Annotated in this window: 19 protein-coding genes, 1 tRNA gene and 4 pseudogenes; 12 read left to right on the top strand and 12 right to left on the bottom strand. The window is 35.6% G+C overall.

Annotated elements, in window-relative coordinates:
• The first annotated feature begins 83 nt into the window (after positions 1–83).
• The 3 genes from OPR48_RS01465 to rsmD all read left to right on the top strand — a co-directional run bounded on the left by OPR48_RS01465 (position 84) and on the right by rsmD (position 4,617).
• Entirely contained in the window at positions 84–3,320 is a 3,237-nt protein-coding gene (locus OPR48_RS01465) for a TrbL/VirB6 family protein (RefSeq protein WP_265026275.1), read from the top strand.
• A 2-nt stretch (positions 3,321–3,322) separates the two neighbouring features.
• On the top strand, positions 3,323–3,955 hold the full coding sequence (locus OPR48_RS01460) for a WD_0853 family protein (RefSeq protein WP_265026274.1): 633 nt from the start codon (positions 3,323–3,325) through the stop codon (positions 3,953–3,955).
• A gap of 113 nt (positions 3,956–4,068) precedes the next feature.
• The gene (rsmD, locus tag OPR48_RS01455) at positions 4,069–4,617 is read left to right on the top strand and encodes a 16S rRNA (guanine(966)-N(2))-methyltransferase RsmD (protein ID WP_265026273.1); all 549 of its coding nucleotides are present in this window, start codon (positions 4,069–4,071) and stop codon (positions 4,615–4,617) included.
• On the opposite strand, the pseudogene OPR48_RS01450 reads toward rsmD, so the two are convergent.
• Positions 4,614–5,372: pseudogene (locus OPR48_RS01450) on the bottom strand (alpha/beta hydrolase family protein); the annotation flags it as partial. The gene rsmD and the pseudogene OPR48_RS01450 sit on opposite strands and share 4 nt — an antisense overlap.
• A gap of 215 nt (positions 5,373–5,587) precedes the next feature.
• Between OPR48_RS01450 and OPR48_RS01445 the strand changes: the two are divergent.
• Positions 5,588–6,559, top strand: a complete 972-nt coding sequence (locus OPR48_RS01445) for an IS110 family RNA-guided transposase (RefSeq protein ID WP_265026271.1) — start codon at positions 5,588–5,590, stop codon at positions 6,557–6,559.
• A 182-nt stretch (positions 6,560–6,741) separates the two neighbouring features.
• On the opposite strand, the pseudogene OPR48_RS01440 reads toward OPR48_RS01445, so the two are convergent.
• The 4 genes and pseudogenes from OPR48_RS01440 to OPR48_RS07465 all read right to left on the bottom strand — a co-directional run.
• A pseudogene (locus OPR48_RS01440) lies at positions 6,742–7,347 on the bottom strand (fungal specific transcription factor domain-containing protein); the annotation flags it as partial.
• Positions 7,348–7,436: 89 nt separating this feature from the next.
• Entirely contained in the window at positions 7,437–8,027 is a 591-nt protein-coding gene (locus OPR48_RS01435) for a COQ9 family protein (protein WP_265026269.1), read from the bottom strand.
• A 7-nt stretch (positions 8,028–8,034) separates the two neighbouring features.
• The gene (murD, locus tag OPR48_RS01430) at positions 8,035–9,438 is read right to left on the bottom strand and encodes a UDP-N-acetylmuramoyl-L-alanine--D-glutamate ligase (protein ID WP_265026268.1); all 1,404 of its coding nucleotides are present in this window, start codon (positions 9,436–9,438) and stop codon (positions 8,035–8,037) included.
• 802 nt (positions 9,439–10,240) lie between these two features.
• Positions 10,241–10,321, bottom strand: a pseudogene (locus OPR48_RS07465) (WPE palindromic element domain-containing protein); the annotation flags it as partial.
• An 85-nt stretch (positions 10,322–10,406) separates the two neighbouring features.
• Between OPR48_RS07465 and OPR48_RS01415 the strand changes: the two are divergent.
• A complete protein-coding gene (locus OPR48_RS01415; RefSeq protein ID WP_265026000.1) occupies positions 10,407–11,363 on the top strand; it encodes an IS5 family transposase in 957 nt (318 codons plus the stop codon).
• A gap of 3 nt (positions 11,364–11,366) precedes the next feature.
• Here OPR48_RS01415 and OPR48_RS01410 read toward each other — a convergent pair whose 3' ends face one another.
• Positions 11,367–11,513, bottom strand: a complete 147-nt coding sequence (locus tag OPR48_RS01410; RefSeq protein WP_265026266.1) for a hypothetical protein — start codon at positions 11,511–11,513, stop codon at positions 11,367–11,369.
• A gap of 141 nt (positions 11,514–11,654) precedes the next feature.
• On the opposite strand from OPR48_RS01410, the gene OPR48_RS01405 reads away from it, so the two are divergent.
• Genes OPR48_RS01405 through OPR48_RS01395 form a run of 3 tightly spaced genes read left to right on the top strand, consistent with a single transcriptional unit; the run spans position 11,655 to position 13,418 of the window.
• Complete coding sequence (locus OPR48_RS01405) at positions 11,655–12,014, top strand: ferredoxin family 2Fe-2S iron-sulfur cluster binding protein (protein ID WP_265026265.1); 360 nt, start codon at positions 11,655–11,657, stop codon at positions 12,012–12,014.
• 2 nt (positions 12,015–12,016) lie between these two features.
• Positions 12,017–13,057 (top strand): hypothetical protein, encoded by a 1,041-nt coding sequence (locus OPR48_RS01400; protein ID WP_265026264.1) that lies wholly within the window; start codon positions 12,017–12,019, stop codon positions 13,055–13,057.
• Entirely contained in the window at positions 13,041–13,418 is a 378-nt protein-coding gene (locus OPR48_RS01395) for a cytochrome c-type biogenesis protein (protein ID WP_265026263.1), read from the top strand. The genes OPR48_RS01400 and OPR48_RS01395 overlap by 17 nt, the downstream gene beginning before the upstream one ends.
• A 339-nt stretch (positions 13,419–13,757) precedes the next feature.
• Here the strand turns inward: OPR48_RS01395 and ubiG are convergent, their stop codons facing one another.
• The 3 genes and pseudogenes from ubiG to OPR48_RS01380 form a co-directional block, all read right to left on the bottom strand.
• Entirely contained in the window at positions 13,758–14,927 is a 1,170-nt protein-coding gene (ubiG, locus tag OPR48_RS01390) for a bifunctional 2-polyprenyl-6-hydroxyphenol methylase/3-demethylubiquinol 3-O-methyltransferase UbiG (protein WP_265026262.1), read from the bottom strand.
• Positions 14,928–15,079: 152 nt separating this feature from the next.
• Positions 15,080–15,657, bottom strand: a pseudogene (locus OPR48_RS07460) (EndoU domain-containing protein); the annotation flags it as partial.
• Between the two features lie 58 nt (positions 15,658–15,715).
• Positions 15,716–16,903, bottom strand: a complete 1,188-nt coding sequence (locus tag OPR48_RS01380) for a phosphoglycerate kinase (protein WP_265026260.1) — start codon at positions 16,901–16,903, stop codon at positions 15,716–15,718.
• Positions 16,904–17,146: 243 nt separating this feature from the next.
• Here OPR48_RS01380 and OPR48_RS01375 point away from each other — a divergent pair.
• From OPR48_RS01375 to sucD, 4 genes are all read left to right on the top strand, one after another.
• Positions 17,147–17,220 (top strand) — tRNA-Pro (locus tag OPR48_RS01375).
• A gap of 199 nt (positions 17,221–17,419) precedes the next feature.
• Entirely contained in the window at positions 17,420–17,620 is a 201-nt protein-coding gene (gene rpsU / locus OPR48_RS01370; protein WP_006279819.1) for a 30S ribosomal protein S21, read from the top strand.
• A gap of 37 nt (positions 17,621–17,657) precedes the next feature.
• A complete protein-coding gene (gene sucC / locus OPR48_RS01365) occupies positions 17,658–18,809 on the top strand; it encodes an ADP-forming succinate--CoA ligase subunit beta (RefSeq protein ID WP_265026259.1) in 1,152 nt (383 codons plus the stop codon).
• A gap of 3 nt (positions 18,810–18,812) precedes the next feature.
• Positions 18,813–19,697 carry a succinate--CoA ligase subunit alpha gene (sucD, locus tag OPR48_RS01360; protein ID WP_265026258.1) on the top strand — a complete coding sequence of 295 codons (885 nt, stop codon included), beginning with the start codon at positions 18,813–18,815 and terminating at the stop codon, positions 19,695–19,697.
• A 465-nt stretch (positions 19,698–20,162) separates the two neighbouring features.
• Here the strand turns inward: sucD and OPR48_RS01355 are convergent, their stop codons facing one another.
• The 3 genes from OPR48_RS01355 to OPR48_RS01345 all read right to left on the bottom strand — a co-directional run bounded on the left by OPR48_RS01355 (position 20,163) and on the right by OPR48_RS01345 (position 22,150).
• Positions 20,163–20,312 (bottom strand): hypothetical protein, encoded by a 150-nt coding sequence (locus OPR48_RS01355; protein ID WP_265026257.1) that lies wholly within the window; start codon positions 20,310–20,312, stop codon positions 20,163–20,165.
• Between the two features lie 481 nt (positions 20,313–20,793).
• Positions 20,794–21,582: a diaminopimelate epimerase gene (dapF, locus tag OPR48_RS01350; RefSeq protein WP_265026256.1), complete on the bottom strand. Its 789-nt coding sequence runs from the start codon at positions 21,580–21,582 to the stop codon at positions 20,794–20,796.
• On the bottom strand, positions 21,563–22,150 hold the full coding sequence (locus OPR48_RS01345; protein WP_265026255.1) for a nitroreductase family protein: 588 nt from the start codon (positions 22,148–22,150) through the stop codon (positions 21,563–21,565). The genes dapF and OPR48_RS01345 overlap by 20 nt, the downstream gene beginning before the upstream one ends.
• Between the last annotated feature and the right edge of the window lie 15 nt (positions 22,151–22,165).

Genomic DNA, 22,165 nt, shown 5'->3' with positions numbered 1-22,165 from the left:
ATGATGTTATGGAGTAACTAATTAAAAAGATATTTTAAGTAAAGTTTTAGAAATTTATTTCTGTATTTGGAAAAAGTTTAGATATGCAATCACGCTTAGGCAAATGTTGGTTTAGGGTATTACTTCTTGCAGCTTATATGCTGATCACAGGTTGTAGTAAGAATGATATGCCTTTTCCAAGGTGCATATCTGCTGACTATTTTGGTCCTAAACCTATTGCAGTAAGCGCTCATTTTTCAAGCGACCAAGATGCGTTTATTCCAGGAAATGGAGAAGTTGTTGATCCTGAAACTGGCGAAATTAATTATGGTTTTCACCATAACCAAGTGGTGAAGTGGGAAGATACCGGACTTGAAACTAATGGAGATAGTTTAAAAGTGCGAGTTAATGGTGCATGGACATCTTGGAGTAATAATAACAAGAAGGAATCTAAAGGCAGTTATAACTTGCAGAGCTTGGAGCAGTTAAAATATGCAACTAAATTTGAAGGCAAGTCAGGCGATAATAGTCTACCTGACTTTCACTTAGTTTGTAATGATTATAAACCTAGCATAGAAAAATTTTCAAGTAATCCTAATGCAAGTTGCACTGTAAATTGCAAGTGCATTAATGAAGATGATAGCGCAAATACAGTATCACGTGGTGCTCCATGTTGGTTTACCAATGGTCATGGTGCTTATCTTTTGTTTCAAACGGGGAAAGATGATCCTAACGAAAATCTAAAATTAATGCGCGATCCTCAATATCCTACTGTACATCTAGGTTATAATTCCACAGCTGAGGGCGACAATGGACTTTTTACTTTAGACAGAGATAGCACTAAATTAAAAGATAGGAATTGTAAGACGATGAAGTTAGAAAAGGGATGGAAAATATATGTAAAAATATTAGATAGATATTACTTAGATAATGTAGGTGGCTACTCTTTTGAGTTCTTAAGTGGAGTGCAGCAGCCAAGTAGTTTTGGGTTTTTTGATTACATTTATAACTATCTAAAATGTGTATTATTGATTAACGAAAATTGCAAAAAACATTTTAATAGCAATGATCCTGCAGTTGCACAAGCTATGTTCGAAAATATAGCTGAAAAAAATACGAGCTTTCACAATTTTGTTCTTTCCTTGCTTGTTCTATTTGTAATGATTTCATCGCTTCTTTATCTTTTTGGCATGATACGAGAAACTAAGCATGATATGCTCATCAGAATGATGAAAATCACTCTAGTAATAGTGCTTATATCTCCTGGAAGTTTTAGGTTTTTCTATGATCATTTTCTCGTTTTATTCATCAAAGGTCTTGAACAATTGATAAGTATAATTACTAACTTTGCTCCTAATTCAAATACTGATGAGTTGTTTGGTTTTATGGAGAACATGTTCAACAAGTTTTTTGCTTACTCTGTTTGGAAAAAGTTTGCAGCGTTTTTACATTACCAAATGTGGGCAAGCCTTCTTATGATACCGGCAATTTTCATAGGGATAGTTTTATATTTCTTGCTGTGCTTATATGCTTACATAATATTCCTCTCTGGTTTTATGGGTATAGCTTTTCTTATAGCCATCATGCCACTGTTTCTAATTTCTATTTTATTTTCACCGTTGAAAAGTCTATTTGAAGGTTGGATAAAATTCTGCATCAGTTTTTGTTTACAGTCGATTATGATATTTACTCTCTTGTCATTACTGGCTTCCATTATAATGAATACCTTTTATAGGCAGTTAGGTTTTACTGTATGCTACAATAAATGGTTTGAGGTAAGGTTATGTGCTCCAAAATGGGTGTTTGGTGGTTTTTGTATCGTTGATAAGCAGTACTTTGGTTGGACCCCAGGGCAAATTTTCGTACCTTACACTCTTGGAGAAGCTTCTCCGCTGAACGTAGATAAGAACATAGAAGGTATAGAAAAGATAAGCAGAGAAGGTGGTACAATAAAATTTACTGGCGGTGCTGGGTATATCCCTCTTCCACCGAATTACATTGAAAAAGGGTTTCGTTATATAGATTATCCTTTCTTTAACCCAATTCCTGGTACTAAAAAGAATCCAGCAGACCACTATATTGCGGAAAGTGATATGGTAGTTAGTAATGGCTGTAGTGAGAAAGATCTAGTGCGCTTAACAAATAGTTTATCTCATGCATCAGAGAGGGCTGACATTATATTACTGATCAATAATATAGACAAAAAGATAGGTGGTATGAATAGTAAAATAACAGAGCTTTACTGTCAATCTCAGCAAGATGAAGAAAAATGTAAAAATTATAGGGAAATAGTGGATGACTACAGAAAAGGTACCATAAGACCAGATCTCAAAAGAGAGATAAAGTCTTTGGTGCAGGATGTTATTAGACGAGAGCCACATTGCCAATTACAGGATTTGCACAAATTATATAGGGATCCCAACAGTGAATACTGTCAGAAATGTAAAGATTGTGAGGATTGCAAAAATTATCAAGAAAATAGCGATTACCAAAGGGTGCAAGACATACAGAGAGGTTATTTAATCAATGCAGGGGAAATCTTTGTATTATTCCTGCTTTCATTTTTAATGTTCTCTTTACGCGAGTTCGTACAACAAATGGGCTCAAGTATAGCTGGTGGTGGATTCAGCGTTTACAATATATCTAGTATGTATCAGGGAGGTGGTATATTATCTCAGATACCGTTACTTAAATTTTTTGAAAAGGCTGGAGTAACTAATTTAATGGGGTTAATTTCTCTACCTAAGCATATGTTGCAAGGTGCTATTGGTGGAGGACTTGAGTCTCTAGGTAAATTTGCTACTGGGCTCCCTAATCAACTAGCTGGAGGTACAGCTAATCTACTAGGCAGGATACCAAGAGTCGGAGGTGTGCTGAAACACGTTATTGATGTGCCACGTAAATTTGTAGGTGCTACTATTGAAGCAACAAAGTTTGCAACATCACCTAAAAATGACGTCGATAAGCTTGAGGAAAAGATCTACAGGGCATTTGGAGTTGATAAAGAAGATATTGCGCATAGAAGAATTGATAGATATTTAGAATATTACAAAGGGTATGTAGGATCACATTTGGGCTATACAATAGAAGATGCTATGAAATTTACTTGGGAGCATGGCCTTGATTCTATAGGAGTTAGCCACCGTACAGGAGAAAAAGATGGTTACCAAGGTAATCTGCTCTGTAGAGCAAAATCGCATAGGCAAGATTTCTTGAATAAGCTTCATGATTACACCATAGGACGCAAGAGAGAACCAGAAAAAGACAAGCTTGATCAACCGGTCAAAAGGAAATTACCGGAACCAATGAGGAAACCAGATGCAAAAGGAGAAGAGGATTGAAGATGAAGACTAATAAAAATTTCAAAGGCCTTGATTATTATAAATTGCAGCAAGACGATGATGGCAACATAAAGTTAAATGACTACGACGACATTTTAAATGCGCGTAGGGCGAGAGTAGATCTACTATTAGATAACACACCGGACAACAATATCGACCTCACTAGGTTAAATAAAGCTTTGAGTGAGAAATTTGTAGATAATCATAGTTTATTGTCTGAATTTGATAAGGAAGACAAAGAGATTGCACAAGAAAGGTTTAAGGTGTTTAGTATTTTAGAAAGCCTTGAAGACCTTAAAAGCGTGAAAAGTGAAGATCTGTTGGAGGTTAGCTTACTGCTGTCGGATCTTAGCTTCATAGAGAGAAATGTTGTACTAAATACCGATCAGAATTCTGATCTTGCAGAGTTTAAAAGTCTATTTATCGAAAAAAAGGCATCTGGTGAGGAATATAGTAATGAAGAATGTCAAGGCTTCCTAGATGATATAGATAAAATCAACACCATAATTAAGTTAGAATTAGAAAGCAGAATTGAAGGGATCAATCACGATGAAGGAAATAGTTATGGTGATTTACAAGATGAGATTGGTCAAGCAATTAATGCAGCAGACAAATCAGAAAAAGATAACGGATGAGTCTTGTGTTTTTCTTACAAGCGGCTCGATAGCTTCTCTCTATTAAACTGCTAAAGCCATATTGACATTAATCATATAGTATAAATAATTAATTATTTTGGAGCTTATTTAATATGCTACGCATCATTGCAGGCAAATATCGCGGAAGAAAAATAACTACAGGTAAGCATTTGGCTGCACGGCCAACTATGAGCATTGTCCGAGAAGCAATATTTAGTATACTTTCTTCGAGAAAACCTATTTATAACTTGAATGTACTTGATTTATTTTGCGGAAGTGGCTCTTTTTCATTTGAAGCACTTTCTCGCGGTGCTAAACATGCATTCATGGTAGATTCAGACTATTACAATTTGCAACTGCCTAAAAAAACAGCAGAAGATTTTGGAATTACGGACAATGTCACGCTAATTTGTTGCAGTGCTAACAAATTGCCACAACCTATTTCAAAGTGCGATGTAGTTTTTATAGACCCACCTTACAATAGCAATCTAGTTGAATCAACGTTGAATGGACTAGCTCACTCAGGCTGGTTAAGTGATGATGCATTGATAATTCTAGAGATTAGGAAAAACGAAGGTTTTGAGTGCAATAAAAACTTTAGTATAATCTTGGAACGTACCTACGGTATAGCAAGAATAATTTTTCTTTCTCTATCAACTTAAACTTGTATATGCTTTTCATTGATGGGTTTCAGTTCTATTTTCGTCAAGCTTCCAAAGATACTACTTTTACAGTAGTCTTTTAGCTTAAAATTTCTATTAAATTCACCTTTCAACAAATATTTATGTGCTTTTTCAATAAATTTATTTTCTTTTTCTTCGTAACTGGTGTATTTTGTTATATCATCATTATCCTCACGATAAACTAAATGTTCTTTATGATCAGCATGAATATTTTTGCTCTTACACTCCGTGTTTTGAGGATCGTGTTCAAGTACTATATTCCATCTAAACCATTCAGATGTGTCAGATGTGGATGAATCTGGAAGTTTACCAACGAGTTGTGCTTCCTGTGGAATTACAGTATCGCCTTTCCTGCCAGCAATTAATACAGGGCATTTTGTATTCTCTATAATCTCTCGTGAATTAAATTCCAATCCGCAACGATTAAACCAAAAATTCAAGAATTTTGCAGGAAGCCGTCTCATGAAAAAATTCCCTATCCCATGAGGAAAGTTATTAGTTGCATCCTTAAGTGAGCTATAAGAATTACTATGAATTAGCGTTAAATAAATCCCTTGCTTTTCAAACTTTTTTAAAACTTCTGCTGCAATTCCTCCTCCAAGAGAGTTAGTATCCAAAATTATATCGTTCGGATGCACACCTTTTACAAGCAACATGTTTACCATTGCCATTCCAGCTTGAACTAACTTTTCACCGTTTGTTAGAAATTCATATAGCGCTACAATTTTCTTTCTTATATGTTGAAATTAAGTCTTTGTAAGTGTGACAAAGCAGTAATATAAAGATGTATAGAGAAGAGGAACCGTTTCCTTTCTTGGTCATAGGGACCGTTGGAAAGCAAGGTTCTCTTCTCTTAAATTTATACTGAAAGTTCCGAACAACTGATTGAGCTTTTAGGCTCGTATATAAGACTGGAAAATGCAGTATATGTTATTATTATGGAGGAATTATGAATTCATCAAATATTATTGCTGGCATTGATGTTAGCAAAAGTAAATTAGATATCCACATTCACCCACTTGAGCATTATAAAATATTTGAAAACAATGTACAATCCATTGATGAAATGCTGGACTTTTTACGTTTGCATAATGTAACCAAAGTTGGTCTTGAGGCAACTGGTGGATACGAAAAATTATGTGCCTATACTTTACTAAGCAATGGTTTTGAGGTGTACGTCATTCAACCTAGATGGGTTAGAGACTATGCTAAAAGCCTTAGTATTACTACAAAAACTGATAAAATAGACTGCAGTATCATTTCACGTTATATCAATAATACAGATATGCGTGTTACTCCTTTAACAGTTGATAATGGTAATATTGATTGCTTGAAACAAAAATTATCTCGTAGAAACCAACTTGTAGAAATAGCAAAAATACAAAAAACCCAAATCCAACAGGTAACTGATACATCTATAATCAAACAAATAGAGGAGCTTCTCGCGATTTTACGTAATCAAATTAAAACTTTAGAAGATGAAATGATTACATTTATCGATCAAAACCAAGAGCTTAAAAGAAAATATATATCAATAACTAGCATACCAGGTGTAAGTAAAATCACAGCCATTACTTTGATTTGCTATTTGCCCGAACTTGGAACCCTTCAAGAAAAGCAAATATCTAGCCTTGCAGGACTTGCACCTTTTAATCGAGACAGTGGTTTCAGTAAAGGAAAGAGATGTATTCAGGGCGGTAGATCACAAGTTAGAACGGTTTTACACATGTGTATTCTCAGTGCACAAAAAGTTAATTCTTATATCAACCCTTTCTTTACTAGATTATATAATCAATATAAAAAGCCATATAAAATTGCTTCCACTGCTGCCATGAGAAAACTGCTTATTCTTGCTAACTCTTTGGTCAGAGACGATAGAGTCTTTACTGAGGAATATAGTCCTCAGTCTGTTTCTATCTAAGCTAATTTATGGCAGAGCTTGTGGATAAGTACGCTATACAAACTGTAAGTACTTATCCACAGCTACACTAGATTAAGAATATTTAAATTAAGAGTCATAATATATTGATTTTTTATAAATCTACTAAATTGAAAATTTTTCGATATTTTTCATTTTTTTTATTGATTTTTAACACAACTGCTTTCCAAGAGAAACTCCACGATATCTTCTATATCTTTATTTTCTCCTAACTCTTGATCGTGAGCTTCTGCATCCACTTCCTTATCGTCACCTACAAGTTCTTTTTTGTAACGCTTTATCCACTCAGGGCTAACTTCATTTTCCAAAAAGCTTTTGATTCTATGTACAACGAACCTTTTCTTAACAAAGTCAAAAAGCATCCATAGGCAAAATACGATAAAACATATGGTAGCCAAAATTGATAGCACTACTGATGCAAAAGCTAACCCTGTAAGTACCTTTTTTGATTTTTGATTCTGGTATGCCAAGTATAACGATACAATAGAAGCAGTAGAAAATATAGCAGAACATAACCATAGTGATACTATTCTCCTATTGAATTTTCTTTCTTCATTATTCAATTCTTTTTTAAAGAATTCTGGATTAACAATTCTAGAAAAATAAGGATAGTCAAAATAATGCTTAACTAACTTACTTTCTTGCTCCTTAGGTGGATTTTTACTACGAGCATTAACCTTAATACATCCAAGTACTCCAAAAAAGTTTATCACGTGTTTTGTATTTTCTTCTGGCTTGATATTACCATTGGTATGATAAATAACTTTCATTTTATCGTTAATAAATATTAAGCTATTTTAACATAAAGATCAAAAAAAACAAGAGAATATAAATATGAATAACCAGTATGATGAAAAGCTTATAAAAAATTTCCTATGATTCCTTTTAAGCGAGTTTTGAATTTTTGAAATGTCATGACATTGTTGATACGTTTATCAAGAAACGATAAAGTATCCGCAAAATCTTCTGAATAATCATTGATAAAAAAAAGTATCGTACTTAAGTACACTCCAGCTAATATTGCTCTTTTTGTATAGTAGTTAAAATCTGTTGATTGGTCATGAATGCCATACCAAATCGCGCTAATAGTTCTGTATAAAAGTTTACTAGAAAAATATGTATTTTTTGGTGATACGGAGAATGATAAAACATTTTTTAAAAGTTCTCTATAATTCGGTAGCTTAGCGTAGTTTGAAAGGCGTATTTGAATAGCTAACTTTACTCGCTCTCGCACTTTCATATCTTCTAAATTAGAATTTCTTAGTTCAGCTTCCATTGAGCTATTTAAGTCCTCTGCTATGCGCTCCAAAGCGCTATATATTCCATTCTGAAATTTGCAAAAGCTATTAGCTAGATTAAGGTCAGTGCACACCTTTAATAGGGTTTCATCGCTTATCCCTTCAAATGGAATAACCCTAATTAGCTTATCTATTATTAACTTTTGTTCCACAGTAGCATTATACTAAACAGCATGTGTGATTGTACCTGAGATTTTCAAACATTCTACAAAATGCTTCGCCGCGTTCCTCGAAATTTTTCCATTGATCAAAAGAAGCACACGCGGGAGAAAGTAATATTGTTACTTCTTCTGCACTATTTAAGGCCTCTTCAAAAGCTAGTTTAAGTGCGTTTTTCAAATTGCAACATTTTACAAAATCTACTTTATTCTCCATAACATTTGCAAAGGCTTCGGTTGATTCCCCAATAAGAAAAGCTTTTCCAATCCTTGTGAAATGCTTGCTTAATGATTCTATTCCACCTTTTTTGCTTCTTCCACCAGCGATCCAATTTATGTTTTCATAAGATAAGATCGCCTTTTCGCTCGACTTTGCATTAGTTGCTTTGCTATCGTTCACGAAAAACACATTTCTTATTTTGCCAAGCAGTTCATTCCTATGCCTCAGTCCTGAAAAGGACTTGATTCCATTGATAATAGTGTTGCTATCTACTCCAAGTAGCTTACATACGGCATATGCGGCTGCTATGTTTTCTGCGTTGGATATTAGGTTTATTTTCACGTCGCTTACTGATAAGCTATGACTCTCTAGTTTTAACGAGATCTTCTGGATCCGAGTAGTCAAGCACTGGGATGACAAAGAGGGTGGCTGGAATGATATCGGGGAATATGTTACTGAGATTGGAATTTTGTTTCCAGTGAATTTGTTGAATATATCAGCGGTAATCTCATTGTCACATCCTATCACAGCAATCTCACTACCGTTTATCAGTTTTAATTTAGCTGCTATGTAATTCTCCATACTTCCATGCCTATCTATGTGGTCTGGTGTAATATTAAGCAGTACTGAAATGTCCACGTTAATTTCATTCATCAACTCCAATTGAAAAGAGGAAAATTCAATTACATAAATTTCTGCATCTCTTTCTAGATCCAAAACAGGAACGCCTAAATTTCCACCAATAGCTACTTTTTTCCCTGCAGATTTTAATATGTGCCCTATTAGTGATGTAGTGGTTGATTTACCATTTGTTCCTGTGACGCCTATTACCTTCTGGTTTGTAGTTTTAGCTTCAAGAAATAGCTCAATGTCTGATTTTATTTTGCAATCAAAACTTCTTGCAAGTTTTACTATCCAATGTGGCTCTATTGGCACTCCAGGGCTTAAAACCAATGCACTGATCTCCTGCCAATTATATTCTTTGGGATGAATAAAATTACATTTTTTATACATCATTTTTGCATTTGCTATTTGCTCTTCATGATCATCCCATGCATATATTCTTGCACCACTCTTTATTAGAGCATTAATGGCGGATAAACCAGTTTTACCAAGACCAAAAACCGCGACGTTTTGATTTTTATATTTGTTTAGTTGCACTGCTAGATAACTTATGCGAACCATTTTATAAAGATATTGTACAAACTACAACAGACTTCTTGCATAGGTTACAACTGTCATTCAATAGAAACAAAAACTTGCTTAACACCCTCCGCCAGCCCCCTTATCATAAAACTGAAGCTATTGTATTTGCTTTCGCCAATCTGCAGATTAAAAGGTAAGGATTACTTAATGTATCGGCGTCTTATGTTCAATTTTTTGCAGTATATAGATACTGTATGTCTTTACAAAACTTCATCTACATCTAGATTTTTATCTAAATAAGCTGAACGCGCTTATAAAGCGTTACAAGACATCAAAAAATGCCAATACTCGACAGAGATAGTAAAAGACTAGCTAACTCGGGGATTCTTTGTCTTTTTTTCTGCTTAGTAAATTTCTTAAACATTTGCAGCATAGGTTAGTTGCAATTAAAAGCGGCTGAATCTCGCTTGTCAAGCGTTTAAAACATAAAAAACGCCAATATTTTAAAGCGGATAATAACCACGAGGCTTCTTTTGCCTTTTTTTCTATTTGGTAAATTTCTTAATATTTATAACTAACATGAAGCTAAGTGCAAACTTTGTTAAACACAACAAATGATGTCATCCCAGTGTCTGGGCACTGGGATGACACCGTCTTGGATGGAAATCAGTGTCGGAGCACTGGGATGACACCCTGACAATCGTCATCCCGCTGCTTGTTAGCGGGATCTATGCTTTGAGATACCGCGAATGAATCGCGGTATGACGGTGTAGATGATGGTTAAGTATCCCGCTACGTGTTAGCGGCTAAGAGATACCGCGGCGGTATGACGTAGGACTGCTGTCATGCCAGTGCTTGACACTGGAATCCAGCCTTTATTATGCAGCCACTTGGTTGAAATTAAGTCTTCTGGATCCCAGTGGGCTTTGTTGCATAGCAACCGAAAAAATCTGGTGGCTACTGACAAAATTCATTATAAATAACCATTTAACTGTTGAAGAAAAAATATGCCACAGAAAATGAAAGTCAGTAACCAAAATGAATATAACAAATTTCTCCAGGAAAGAGGAAATATTTTTCATTATATCAATGAAGCCATAGAAAATTGGTATGAAAATAGTCCAAAAATGCAAGGCGGCAACTATATTTACAGTGATAAAGTTGTGATTTTGGTGCATATAATTGTCAATCTTTTTAGAATTGGTTTAAGACAAACGGTGGGGTTTATAAAAGGATATATGCAACAAATAGGAAGAGATTTAGCAGTTATCAGCTATTCACAAGCATCAAGAAGGTTTAAGAAACTTAATATTAAGATCAATGATTGCAGAATTGATAAAAATAATATGGAAGACATCGAAATTGCTATAGATAGTACAGGTATCAGCATTTACAACAATACCCCTGGTCACAGCAAGGAAAATAGCGCTAACAGAAAATATCGTGGCTATGAACAGACAAGAAAATTGCATGTAATGTTGAATATAAACAGCAAAAAAGCCATAGCTGTAAAATACAGTAACGGTGTCTACTCTAATCACTATGGAGCTTGCGATTTGCTTAAAGAAGTTAATTTTCAGCATATCATAAAAGCACTATATGCAGATAGGGCATATGATAGGCACAAGTTTTACAAATTGTGTCACGAATATGATATAAAGGCAAAAATTCCACCAATAAACAATGCGGCAGAACATCCAGAAATAGATTATATGTCTGACAGAAATGCTGCTATTAGGTTAATAAAATTATACGGTGAAGATGGCGTGAAAGAATGGAAAAAAGAAGTAAATTATGGGAAAAGATCTTATATTGAAGGGTTTTTCTCAAGATTAAAGCAAATATTTGGATTCAGCTTTAGGAATAAATCCGAAGTAAATCGCGAAAAAGAATTGCTGATTAAGTGCTATTTGCTTAATCAATTTACTGAAATTGGTATGGCTAAATTTGAAATGGCTACATGATATTTATCGTAAATTACTACCAGTATAAGGTGCGATGCAACAAAGCCATCCCAGTGTCAAGCACTGGCATGACATCATCATAAAGGAACCAGTGTCAGCTACTTGAATGACATCATAGGGGCGCTGGGATGACACCCTGACAATCGTCATCCCGCTGCTTGTTAGCGGGATCTATGCTAAAGGAGATACTTGGATAACAAGAAATAGGTACTGGAATTGTAAAGAGTTTGCAAATATTAGTTATTACCTGTAGGATATAGAGAAATTAGTAAGGATTTTAATAGGAATAATATGCCATCTGTTACTTTTATTTTACCTGATGGGAGTAAGAAAAGCTATGAAGCTGCAGAGGGAGAAACTTTGCTTAATTTAGCCCACAGAAGTGATCCAGATCTGCTTGAAGGTGCATGTGAAGGCTCTCTTGCTTGTTCTACATGCCATGTAATTGTTGACCCAAAATTCTATGATGCTGTAGAAACACATAACCCCATATCTGATGAGGAAAACGATATGTTAGATCTGGCTTTTGGCTTAACAGAGACATCAAGACTAGGGTGCCAAATTAAAATAACAAAAGATATTGATGGTTTGTGTGTTAATATACCAAGAGGTACAAGAAATATATCGCTGGATAAACAAGGGAGTGATTAGCTATGCGTAAGGTTTTTATCTATATTATCGTCTCTTTATGCTTGTTTGTTCCAACAGCATATAGCGGTTTCTGGTATCTTTCTGCATGGAAGACAAAAAATCTTTTAGCTGAAACAATATCCTACATCAATGACGAAAAATTTGACATCTCATATGATTTTAGCGGATTTCCTTTTAATCTAATCTTCCACGTGACAAACCCAAAATTTTCCAATGAGCAATTGAGTATTTCATCTAAAGCTCTACTGGTGAAAAACAGATTATTTGATAAATCAGTATATATTTATACACCAAGTAATGAAGTTGATATTACTGTTCATAGTGATGAGAAAAAGAATATAAAATGCCACACAAACGATAGCAGCCACTTTGTTGTTAGACTAAACGATTTACCATCTTCACTGCAATTCAACAAAAATAGTACCGTGATAGACTATATAGATACACTTCGTTACGAAGATTATGGATTAAAATGTGATGTTTTAGAAAATCAGCAAAGTGTTATAACTGAAGTGAATGATAAAAGCAATTACATTCAATTTCACCTCGATAAAGAACCAAGTGGAAATACTAAACTAGGATTTGATTCTTATACTTATCGGTATAAAAATACTGCAAGTCCTGAAAGTTACCTTAGTATCGACACTAAATTTGATTACGAATTTGTAAACCACATCTCAGCTTCCAGAATTAATTTCAACATAGAGAAACTTTTAATTCAAAGTAATAATTTTTCTCTTGCTGCAGATGGTGGAGTGCAAAATTATAATTTGGTTACGTCTTCATTTAAAGACAAAATCAACGTGGCCATATCAAATTATAAAGAATTAATCTCGTTTATGATTGGTGACTCAAAAACTTCAGATGTGTTTGAAAAATTAATGTCTTCCTTATCAGAAAAAACAACTGATGATGGCATTCAATTTTCAATAAAGTACGATGATGATGTAGGGTCAAGCTTTATTGGAAAGTTATCCACTACTGATTTTATGAACCAACTTGGTAAAATAACCCAATTAACCAAGGATGAGAGCAGTAGTTAGTTTACTTTTCATATTGATATTCCACTCAGGCGTAAACGCTTTTACTCTGGATAATAAACTCAGAGATAAAAGCATGGAAAAACGAGCAACCAGTTTATTTGAAATAATAAGGTGTCCAATATGTTCTGGCGAATCATTGTCTGAATCTGGATCTCAGATTGCGTATGATATGCGAGAAGCAATTCGTAAAAAAATCAATGATGGATACACTGATGAAGAGATAATCTCAGAGTTAAAAAATTCTTACGGCAATTCAATTATAATCGTACCACCTAGCACTTACATTTTGTGGTTTATCCCACTTACAACTCTGCTTGTTGGGTGTTTTCTAATACAAAGATACATCAATACAACCACTTAAACCTTTTATATATAGCTAAAGTAACTTAGGTTCACCAACAATCGTCATCCCGCTACGTGTTAGCGGCTAAGAGATACCGCGGCGGTATGACGTAGGACTGCTGTCATTCCAGCGCGTAACGCTGGAATCCAGGAATTTTATTAAGTTGGTGAGCATAAAAATAGCTGTTTTACGTTAAAATACAACGTTTTGATGATTATGGAAAGGCTGGATTCCAGACTGGAATGACACCAAATGGGATAACATCGTCATAAAGGAACCAGTGTTAGCTACTTTCATGACACCATTCTTTTTTCTGGATCCAAGTAGTCAAGCTACTCGGATGACATTAGAACCTTCTCAAACTACAATGTTTCCATAAAGTATATAATTAACATCCACGCCTTTAGTTAGATTCCACTCACGCTTTATCACGTTGTACTCCATGCCAGCCATGTTTTGCAGCGTTACATTATTTTCTCTTAAGTGATTTGCAATTTCTGACGGCTTGAGAAATTTATTCCAGTTATGTGTACCTTTTGGCAGCCAATTTAATATGTACTCTGCACCAATTATTGCAAGGCAGAAGGATTTGATAGTTCTATTTATTGAGGATATAAAGATTAACCCCTCCGGTTTTAGCAGTTCTATTGCTCTTCTCATAAAGAATTCTAAATTATCTACATGCTCAACTACTTCCATCAGCAGAACCACGTCGTACTTCTTGTCATTGCTTAACTCTTCAATGCTGGTGTGCGTGTATTCTATATTTAACCCTACTTTTTTCGCATGTGAATGCGCTACTTTGATGTTTTCTTCACATACATCTATTCCCACAACGTTAATGCCAACGCGTGCCATTGACTCTGACAAAATGCCACCACCGCATCCAACATCAAGCAATGATAATTCTTTTAAATCGCATTTTTTTAACTCTTTTATTTTCTCAATAATGTAAGATACTCTAACAGGATTCATCATGTGCAATGGTTTGAATTTGCCGTTCTCATCCCACCACTGGCCTGCTATTTTAGCGAATTTTGATATTTCATCTTCGTTATAAGTTTTTGTTTTTTTTTTCTTAGAGGTTATATTGCTGAGTTTATCAAGGCGTTTTTTATGTCTGCTTTCTTTTGAAAATTCTGTTTCGAGGAATTGTTTGACTATGTCTTTTTCTAATCCACTCGCAGTAAATCCTGCACCAAGACACAGTACATTTGCGTTGCCATGCTCGCGAGCTAATTTTGCGATCTCAACACTGTTACATAAAGCAGCGTAGATTCCTTCAAAACGATTTGCCACAGTACTCATGCCCAAACCTGTACCACAAATTAATATCCCATAATTTGCTTTTTTGTTTGTTATATCTTCTACAACTTTAACAGCATAGTCTGGGTAATCTACACACTTTTGCTTAGCAGTACAGCCTTGATCTACCATTCTATAACCTAGGGTTTCCAGATAGGATTTTATTTCTGATTTTAATTCATAACCAGCATGATCTGAAGCAATTGATACCACATCTAACATATAAAAAATTATGACTCAAGGACATTTTATATGGGTAATTTATTTTGAACTTTCTGTCAAGTCATTCAATGTTCCTGACCTTTTGGGAGTTCTAAAGCTATAGCTAAGGTTTTCCTACATCATACCGCCGCGGCGCTAACACGTAGCGGAATGACTTCCCCATTCTTACCTAAATATTTCATTCCAAATGTATAAACTGGTGGCTTAATATCTGATTTATTGCATAGGATTCCAAATTGCACCTGCCCATTTATCTTCTTGAGCTTCAACATATTTACCTACAAAATGCATACCACCTAATTTATCGTTTGGCTCACCACAAAAAATATGTCCAAACCCTATAGTTTCTTTTTCACTTCCACTATTTGTAAACCAAATGTTAGCCAGTTCATCTTTAAATAACTCCAAATCCGCATCTGGCGTAATCACTTGATGATCAAGCTCATCATATATTCCTTTCACTACTTCTTGATGCTGCGGACAACTAAGTAAAATTTTGAAATCTTCTTTATCTGGATGTGCTCCTCAATCTCCACAAACTTTCAACACTCCTCTATCGAAGTCAGTTAATTCTGGAAACGGTGGCTGGTTGTGAACTAAAAAATGGTTCAAAATTGACCTTAACATTTTCTTCTACATAGCCGGTGTGAAAATAATGATCCTTAATATAAAAAATAAATCCTATTATTGGTATTATTAAACACAAAATTAGTTTAACTGTCTTCGACATAATCACGTTCACAAAAAAGCTATCTTATAAGAAACAATTAAAAAAAGTTTTAATCTAATCATTTTTGCAGAGCAGCAACTCCCGGCATTTCATCGCCACCCAGCCAACTTAAAAACGCTCCTCCACCAGTGGAAACACATGTAAAATCCTTATCGGTAAGGCCTGCAGCGCTTATTGCAGATAGACTATCGCCTCCCCCTATTATGCTGGTTAACTTTCCTTTGTGCGTTAAGTCACTTACGACTTTCATTACCCCTATTGTACCACTTGCAAAAGCTGAATGTTCAAAAACACCAATAGGTCCATTCCACAGCAGAGTCTTACTGCTTGCTATTATACTGCTTATTGTACTCAAAGTTTGTGGTCCGATATCCAAAATTATATCACCGTCCAAAATGGACTCAGTTTTTCTTGAAATACTAGTGCTGTAATCAGAGTTTACTGCAACCAGAACGTCTTCTGGCACAACTATTTTGCAATTGTTTTTATTTGCTGTTTCAACAATATTATGTAGAAGGTTGTCAACACCATTTTGAAAGAAAGATTTCCCTATATTTACTTTGCTAAATGACAAAAAATTATTAGCAATTGCACCACCTAGAACTAGGTAATCAACCTTTTCTGTTAGCTTTATAAGCATTTTTATCTTAGTTGATATTTTAGCTCCCCCAACTATCGCAGTAATAGGTTTAGCTTTAAACGATACAGCTTTTTCAAGATACTTTAGCTCATCTTGTAAGCAAAATCCTGCATAGGAGGGTAAAAATTCTGTAATGCGTGAAATAGAAGCGTGAGCTCTGTGAGAGCAAGAAAATGCATCATTTACATATATATCCGCTAGAGATGCTAGTTGTTTGGCAAAATTTGAGTCACTTTGCTCTTCCTCTTTATAAAATCTTAGATTCTCTAGTAATATTATATCTCTTGCATCCATAGCACTCACTGCTTTTTGCACTTTTTCACCAACGCAATCATCAATGAATTTCACTTTTTTATTTAGTAACTGCGATAAAGTGTCAATTACATTTTTTAGCGACAGATTATTGTCTCTGGCCTTTGGGCGTCCGAAATGCGATATAATAATAATCTTTGCACTCGCATTTACTAAATACTGAATAGTAGGCAATGCTCTCAAAATACGAGTGACGTCACGAATTTCTCCATCTTTTATAGGAACATTGAAATCAACTCTGAGTAAGACGGTTTTATTGTGAAGATCACAATTTCCTATACTAGGTATGTTCATTACAAAATTGAAGCTATAAAGTCACTATACAGCAGTTTGATCTAAAGTAAAGTTTTGAGTTATACGAACGTTTAAGGAAATTTGCATCCAGATGGTGTCATCCTAGTACCTTCTCTGTTGTTAAAGAGGAGCTAATAAAAAACATATTCTAAGATAATATTAAATCTCGTATTATATTTTTTCTAAAGTAAACAAATGAATCTTGCATTTTGCCTGAGTTATTGATACTCTGAGTAAAGAAGTCGGGGCGTAGCGCAGCCTGGTAGCGCATTTGGTTTGGGACCAAAGGGTCGGGAGTTCAAATCTCTCCGCCCCGATGTTAGTATAATTGTAAAAACGCTGTAACATAAGAGCAATCTCCATCAGTAAGCAAGTAGCTGACACTGGAATGACATCATTTATCATGTAAATTATGGCATATTATATTTTAATGCTCAAGTTTATAAAATAATTGACAATGTTAATTTTCTAATTTATAAATAGATTTTGAAATGATTACCGAAGGAGGTATAGAGTTTGATAGAAGTATCAGTCCATTATGGTGATGTAGACAGAGCTCTTCCAGTATTGAAAAAAACAATTCAAAAGGAAGGAAGAGGGTTGAAAATGAAAAAACAATATCATGAAAAAAAATCAGAAAAAAGAGCCAAAAAGAAAGCTGAAGCTAAAAAAAAGAGGTACCAACAAGAGTGCAGAAGGCAGCGTTATGGTTGGTAGTTTGTACTCAAGTTAATAGTTTATCATTGGTTATTTTATGAATATTCACGAATATCAAGCGAAAGAAGTTTTGCATAAATTTAATGTCCCAGTGCCAAAAGGTTTTGTTGCTACATCTGCGGAAGAAGTAAAGACTCAAGTAAGTCAATTAAAATCTGACGTGTTTGTAGTTAAAGCTCAAATTCATGCAGGTGGTAGGGGTAAAGCCGGTGGCGTAAAGCTAGCAAAGTCAGCTGAAGAAGCTCAACAGTTTGTAAAGGACATGATTGGTATGACTTTAGTTACTCATCAAACAGGGCCAAGCGGGCAGCAAGTAAGAAGAGTATACATTGAAGAAGGCTCAAGCATTAAGAAAGAGTATTACCTAAGCCTGGTAATTGACCCGAAGCTCAGTAGGCCAATATTCATATTTTCCTCAGAAGGTGGAATGGACATCGAAGAAGTGGCGAAAAATTCTCCCGCAAAAATTGTGAAATTTGATATTGATCTTGCTACAAGTTTTGATAGCAGCAAGTTAAGCAGCAGCTTTAATTTGAGTTCAGAACAAATAGAAAAAATAACAAATGTTGCAAAAAATATATATGATGCGTTTATTGCAACTGATGCGAGCCAAATTGAAATTAATCCACTGGTTGAAACAAGTTCTGGAGATTTTATTGCGCTCGATGCGAAAATTAATTTCGATGATAATGCTTTATATCGTCACCCAGAAATTATGGAACTTCGTGATTATGATGAAGAAGTGAAAGAAGAGATAGAGGCTTCAAAGTATGGGCTCAGTTACATCAAAATGGATGGCAGTATTGGTTGCATGGTAAACGGTGCAGGTCTTGCTATGGCAACAATGGATATAATAAAATACTACGGAGCAGAGCCTGCTAACTTTTTGGATGTTGGTGGTGGAGCGAGTAAAGAAACTGTAACTGAAGCATTTAAAATCATATTGTCTGATAGCAACGTAAGAGGAATTTTGGTTAACATATTTGGTGGTATAATGCGTTGCGATATTATCGCAAGTGGAATTGTTGCGGCTGCAAAAGAAATGAGCATTAAAGTTCCTCTAGTGGTTAGATTATCAGGTACTAATTTTGAAGAAGGAAAAAAAATTTTAGAAGAGTCAGGATTAAATATTATTGCTGCAGATGAGCTAGATGAAGCTGCGCAAAAGATAGTAAAAGAGGTAAAATAAAGCATGTCCGTTTTAGTAAATAAAGATACAAGATTAATATGCCAGGGTTTTACTGGTGCACAAGGTACGTTTCATTCAGAGCAAGCTATTGACTACGGGACGAAAATGGTTGGCGGTGTAACTCCTGGAAAGGGTGGTAGCACTCACCTTAATTTACCGGTTTTTAATACTGTAGCAGAAGCTAGAGAAAAAACTGATGCGAATGCCACGGTAATATATGTACCTGCTAAATTTGCTGCTGCTGCAATACTTGAAGCAATAGATGCAAAAATAGAATTGATAGTTTGTATTACAGAGGGCATTCCTATACTTGATATGGTGAAAGTTAAGCGCGCGCTTGTTGATTCAAAAAGTCGATTGGTTGGTCCCAACTGTCCGGGAATTATTACGCCTGAAGAGTGCAAAATAGGAATTATGCCTGGCCATATCCATAAGCGTGGACACATAGGAATTATGTCTCGCTCTGGAACTTTGACTTACGAGGCAGTAGCACAAACAACCGCTGTTGGTCTTGGTCAATCCACGTGTATCGGAATTGGGGGAGATCCAATTCATGGTATGACATTTGTCGACTGTATGGAGCTCTTTTTAAAAGATGACGATACTCATGGTATTGTAGTTATTGGTGAAATAGGTGGAAACGAAGAAGAAGATGTATCACATTTTGTGAAAACAGAAAAAACTAAAAAGCCAATCGTTGGTTTTGTAGCAGGTCAAACAGCACCTCCAGGAAGACGTATGGGACACGCTGGAGCAATCATCTCTTCCAGTGGTGGAAGTGCTGGTGCAAAACTAGAAGTTATGCGGAGCGCTGGAATTGCAATTGCAGAGACTCCTGCGGTGATTGGTAAAAAAGTTTTGGAAGTAATGCATCAGTGCCTAACCTAAAACGCAACTGTACGAACGTTGTGATATAAGGGACCAAGAATGATGTCATCCCAGTGCCTTGACTACTTGGATCCAGGAAAGTTTGCTTGTAAGCAAGCAAACTGATTTGGTGAGTATAAAAGTGTTGTGTTATAGCTAACGCTGACTCTACGTCATACCGCCGCGGTATCTCATCCTCTAACACGTAGCGGGATGACGAATCACTATACCGCCGCGAACCGTCACACCGCGATTCATTCGCGGTATCTCATCCTCTAACAAGCAGCGGGATGACGAGGTTATCGTCATGCCACCGCGAACCGTCATACCGCCGCGGTATCTCTAGATCCCGCTAACACATAGCGGGATGACGAATTACTATACCGCCGCGAACCGTCATACCGCGATTCATTCGCGGTATCTCTTAGCATAGATTCCGCTAACACGTAGCGGGATGACGATTGTCAGGCCAGCGCCCCTATAATGTCATCCCAGTGCTTGACACTGGGATCCAGCTAAGTTGATAAGCATAAAAATAGATGTTTTACGTTGAAATACAACGTTTTCGATGAGATTGCAGGAAGGCTGGATGCCAGTGTCAAGCACTGGCATGACACCATTTGTTGTGTTTAACAAAGTTCGTACTTAGCTTCATGTTAGCTATAAACGTTAAGAAATTTACCAAACGAAAAAAAAGGCAAAAGAAACCCTGGTCACTGTCTATTTTCAGTATTGGCGTTTTTTAAGTCTTAAACACTGCAATTTAGCTGCTTTTAAGTGCAACTAACCTTAGCTAAAATGTTTAAGAAATTTACTAAGCAGAAAAAAAGGCAAAAGAAATCCCGTGGTAATTAGTGTTCACTCTCTAATCCTTCAAATTGGCGTACTATACTGTCTTAAACGACTTATAAGCGCGTTTCAGCTTATATAAGTAAAAACCCAGAAATATTGTGAAGACATAAGGTGCACATAGTGCAAAAAATTAAAAATAAGACGCCAACTACGTTGTTTTTTTGCTGTTTAATCTGCACAGATGAAGATAACTGAATACCTTCAGCATCATGATAAGGGGGCTGGCGAAGTTTGTTAAGTGGTTTTTGCATTGTGAAAACAATTATCACAAAAATCCTATATCACCGGTCATGAATACGTTATTTGCCCATTCGATTAATAACTTACCTCCTGGTAAATCTACTGAAGTCTGTTGGGCAGCCAGATATCCACGTAGTGTGGATGCAACAAGTGCTGCACAGGCTGCACTACCGCACGATGCAGTAATGCCTGTACCTCTTTCCCAAACTCTTAAAGCTATTTCTCCAGACTTTTCAACTTGTGCAATACTAACATTAATTTTCTGAGGAAATAATGCGTGATTTTCTAGCTTTGGTCCTAAATTTCGCAATGGTATTTCACTTATGTTATCAACAAAAAAAACTATGTGAGGATTGCCAATATTTACTGCAACAGGATCTTTTAGCATTTCAAGCTCTATAGGTAAGTGAAGAGTGTCACACTCAGTAGACAAGGGAATTTCATGCCATTTTAGCAAAGGTTTACCCATGTTAACCTTTATGGATTTATCACCCACTTTAAAACACTCTAAAATGCGTTTGCTTGTTAGCTCAATAATGGAGTATTCAGCACCTTTTTCTGACATTAGCAAATATCCAACGCAACGTGCTGCATTTCCGCACATTTCAGCTTTGCTACCATCAGCATTATAGATATGCATAAAGCAATCGGCTAAACTGGAGTTTGTTATCACTATGACTTGATCGCAACCGTTTTGGTTAGCAATTTTTTTATAGTTCCAATTTAAATCATTTGCTGAACGTGAGTCTATGATAACAAAATTATTGCCAGTACCGTGCATTTTGATAAAATTTTCAGAATTTTGGCCACTCATCGTAGAAAAATATTTCTTCTACTGACCTTCTTTTTTTCTCTTTGATTTCAGCACCCTCTTCTTCGTAACCAACCGCTATCACTGACATTACGTTAAAGTCATTGGGTATATTGAACTCTTTCACTATTTTATCTCTATCAAATCCACCCATTTGATGGGCCATTAAGTTCATAGCTGCAGCTTGTAACATAAGTCCATAATTCGCTGCACCAGTGTCGTGATTAGCCCAAAGATTTTCTCCTTTACCAGATTTGCGGAAATTTTTAGCACTGAAAGATATGATTAACACTTGTGCATCTTTTGCCCATTTTTGATTAGATTCATCAAGACAATTTAGCAGCTTTTCCCATGCGCTTTGATTGTTCTGTTTGTTGCATATCACATATCTCCAAGGTTCATCACCAAAACATGAGGGAGTCAGCCTTACAGCTTCCATTAAAATATCCATGTCTTCCTGAGATATTGCTCTTGTAGGATCGTATGAACGTCCGCTGTGTCTTGCTTTCATCAACGATAATAGATCTTGTTTACTTATCATTTTTAATTTAATAGTGCATAAATAATTCATTGTAGCACAATATAA

Origin of the sequence: Wolbachia endosymbiont (group A) of Bibio marci (assembly GCF_947251645.1) — a bacterium.
GTDB lineage: Bacteria > Pseudomonadota > Alphaproteobacteria > Rickettsiales > Anaplasmataceae > Wolbachia.
This window is presented reverse-complemented; position numbering and strand designations above follow the sequence as displayed.

Bases quoted from the DNA above. Each gene is read 5' to 3' on its own strand.
- OPR48_RS01400 (WP_265026264.1), top strand. From the start codon at position 12,017: ATGCGTAAGGTTTTTATCTATATTATCGTCTCTTTATGCTTGTTTGTT.
- OPR48_RS01415 (WP_265026000.1), top strand. From the start codon at position 10,407: ATGCCACAGAAAATGAAAGTCAGTAACCAAAATGAATATAACAAATTT.
- OPR48_RS01345 (WP_265026255.1), bottom strand. From the start codon at position 22,150: ATGAATTATTTATGCACTATTAAATTAAAAATGATAAGTAAACAAGAT.
- OPR48_RS01395 (WP_265026263.1), top strand. From the start codon at position 13,041: ATGAGAGCAGTAGTTAGTTTACTTTTCATATTGATATTCCACTCAGGC.
- sucC (WP_265026259.1), top strand. From the start codon at position 17,658: ATGAATATTCACGAATATCAAGCGAAAGAAGTTTTGCATAAATTTAAT.
- sucD (WP_265026258.1), top strand. From the start codon at position 18,813: ATGTCCGTTTTAGTAAATAAAGATACAAGATTAATATGCCAGGGTTTT.
- OPR48_RS01460 (WP_265026274.1), top strand. From the start codon at position 3,323: ATGAAGACTAATAAAAATTTCAAAGGCCTTGATTATTATAAATTGCAG.
- murD (WP_265026268.1), bottom strand. From the start codon at position 9,438: ATGGTTCGCATAAGTTATCTAGCAGTGCAACTAAACAAATATAAAAAT.
- OPR48_RS01405 (WP_265026265.1), top strand. From the start codon at position 11,655: ATGCCATCTGTTACTTTTATTTTACCTGATGGGAGTAAGAAAAGCTAT.
- dapF (WP_265026256.1), bottom strand. From the start codon at position 21,582: ATGAGTGGCCAAAATTCTGAAAATTTTATCAAAATGCACGGTACTGGC.
- OPR48_RS01410 (WP_265026266.1), bottom strand. From the start codon at position 11,513: ATGACGATTGTCAGGGTGTCATCCCAGCGCCCCTATGATGTCATTCAA.
- rsmD (WP_265026273.1), top strand. From the start codon at position 4,069: ATGCTACGCATCATTGCAGGCAAATATCGCGGAAGAAAAATAACTACA.
- OPR48_RS01465 (WP_265026275.1), top strand. From the start codon at position 84: ATGCAATCACGCTTAGGCAAATGTTGGTTTAGGGTATTACTTCTTGCA.
- ubiG (WP_265026262.1), bottom strand. From the start codon at position 14,927: ATGTTAGATGTGGTATCAATTGCTTCAGATCATGCTGGTTATGAATTA.
- OPR48_RS01380 (WP_265026260.1), bottom strand. From the start codon at position 16,903: ATGAACATACCTAGTATAGGAAATTGTGATCTTCACAATAAAACCGTC.
- OPR48_RS01445 (WP_265026271.1), top strand. From the start codon at position 5,588: ATGAATTCATCAAATATTATTGCTGGCATTGATGTTAGCAAAAGTAAA.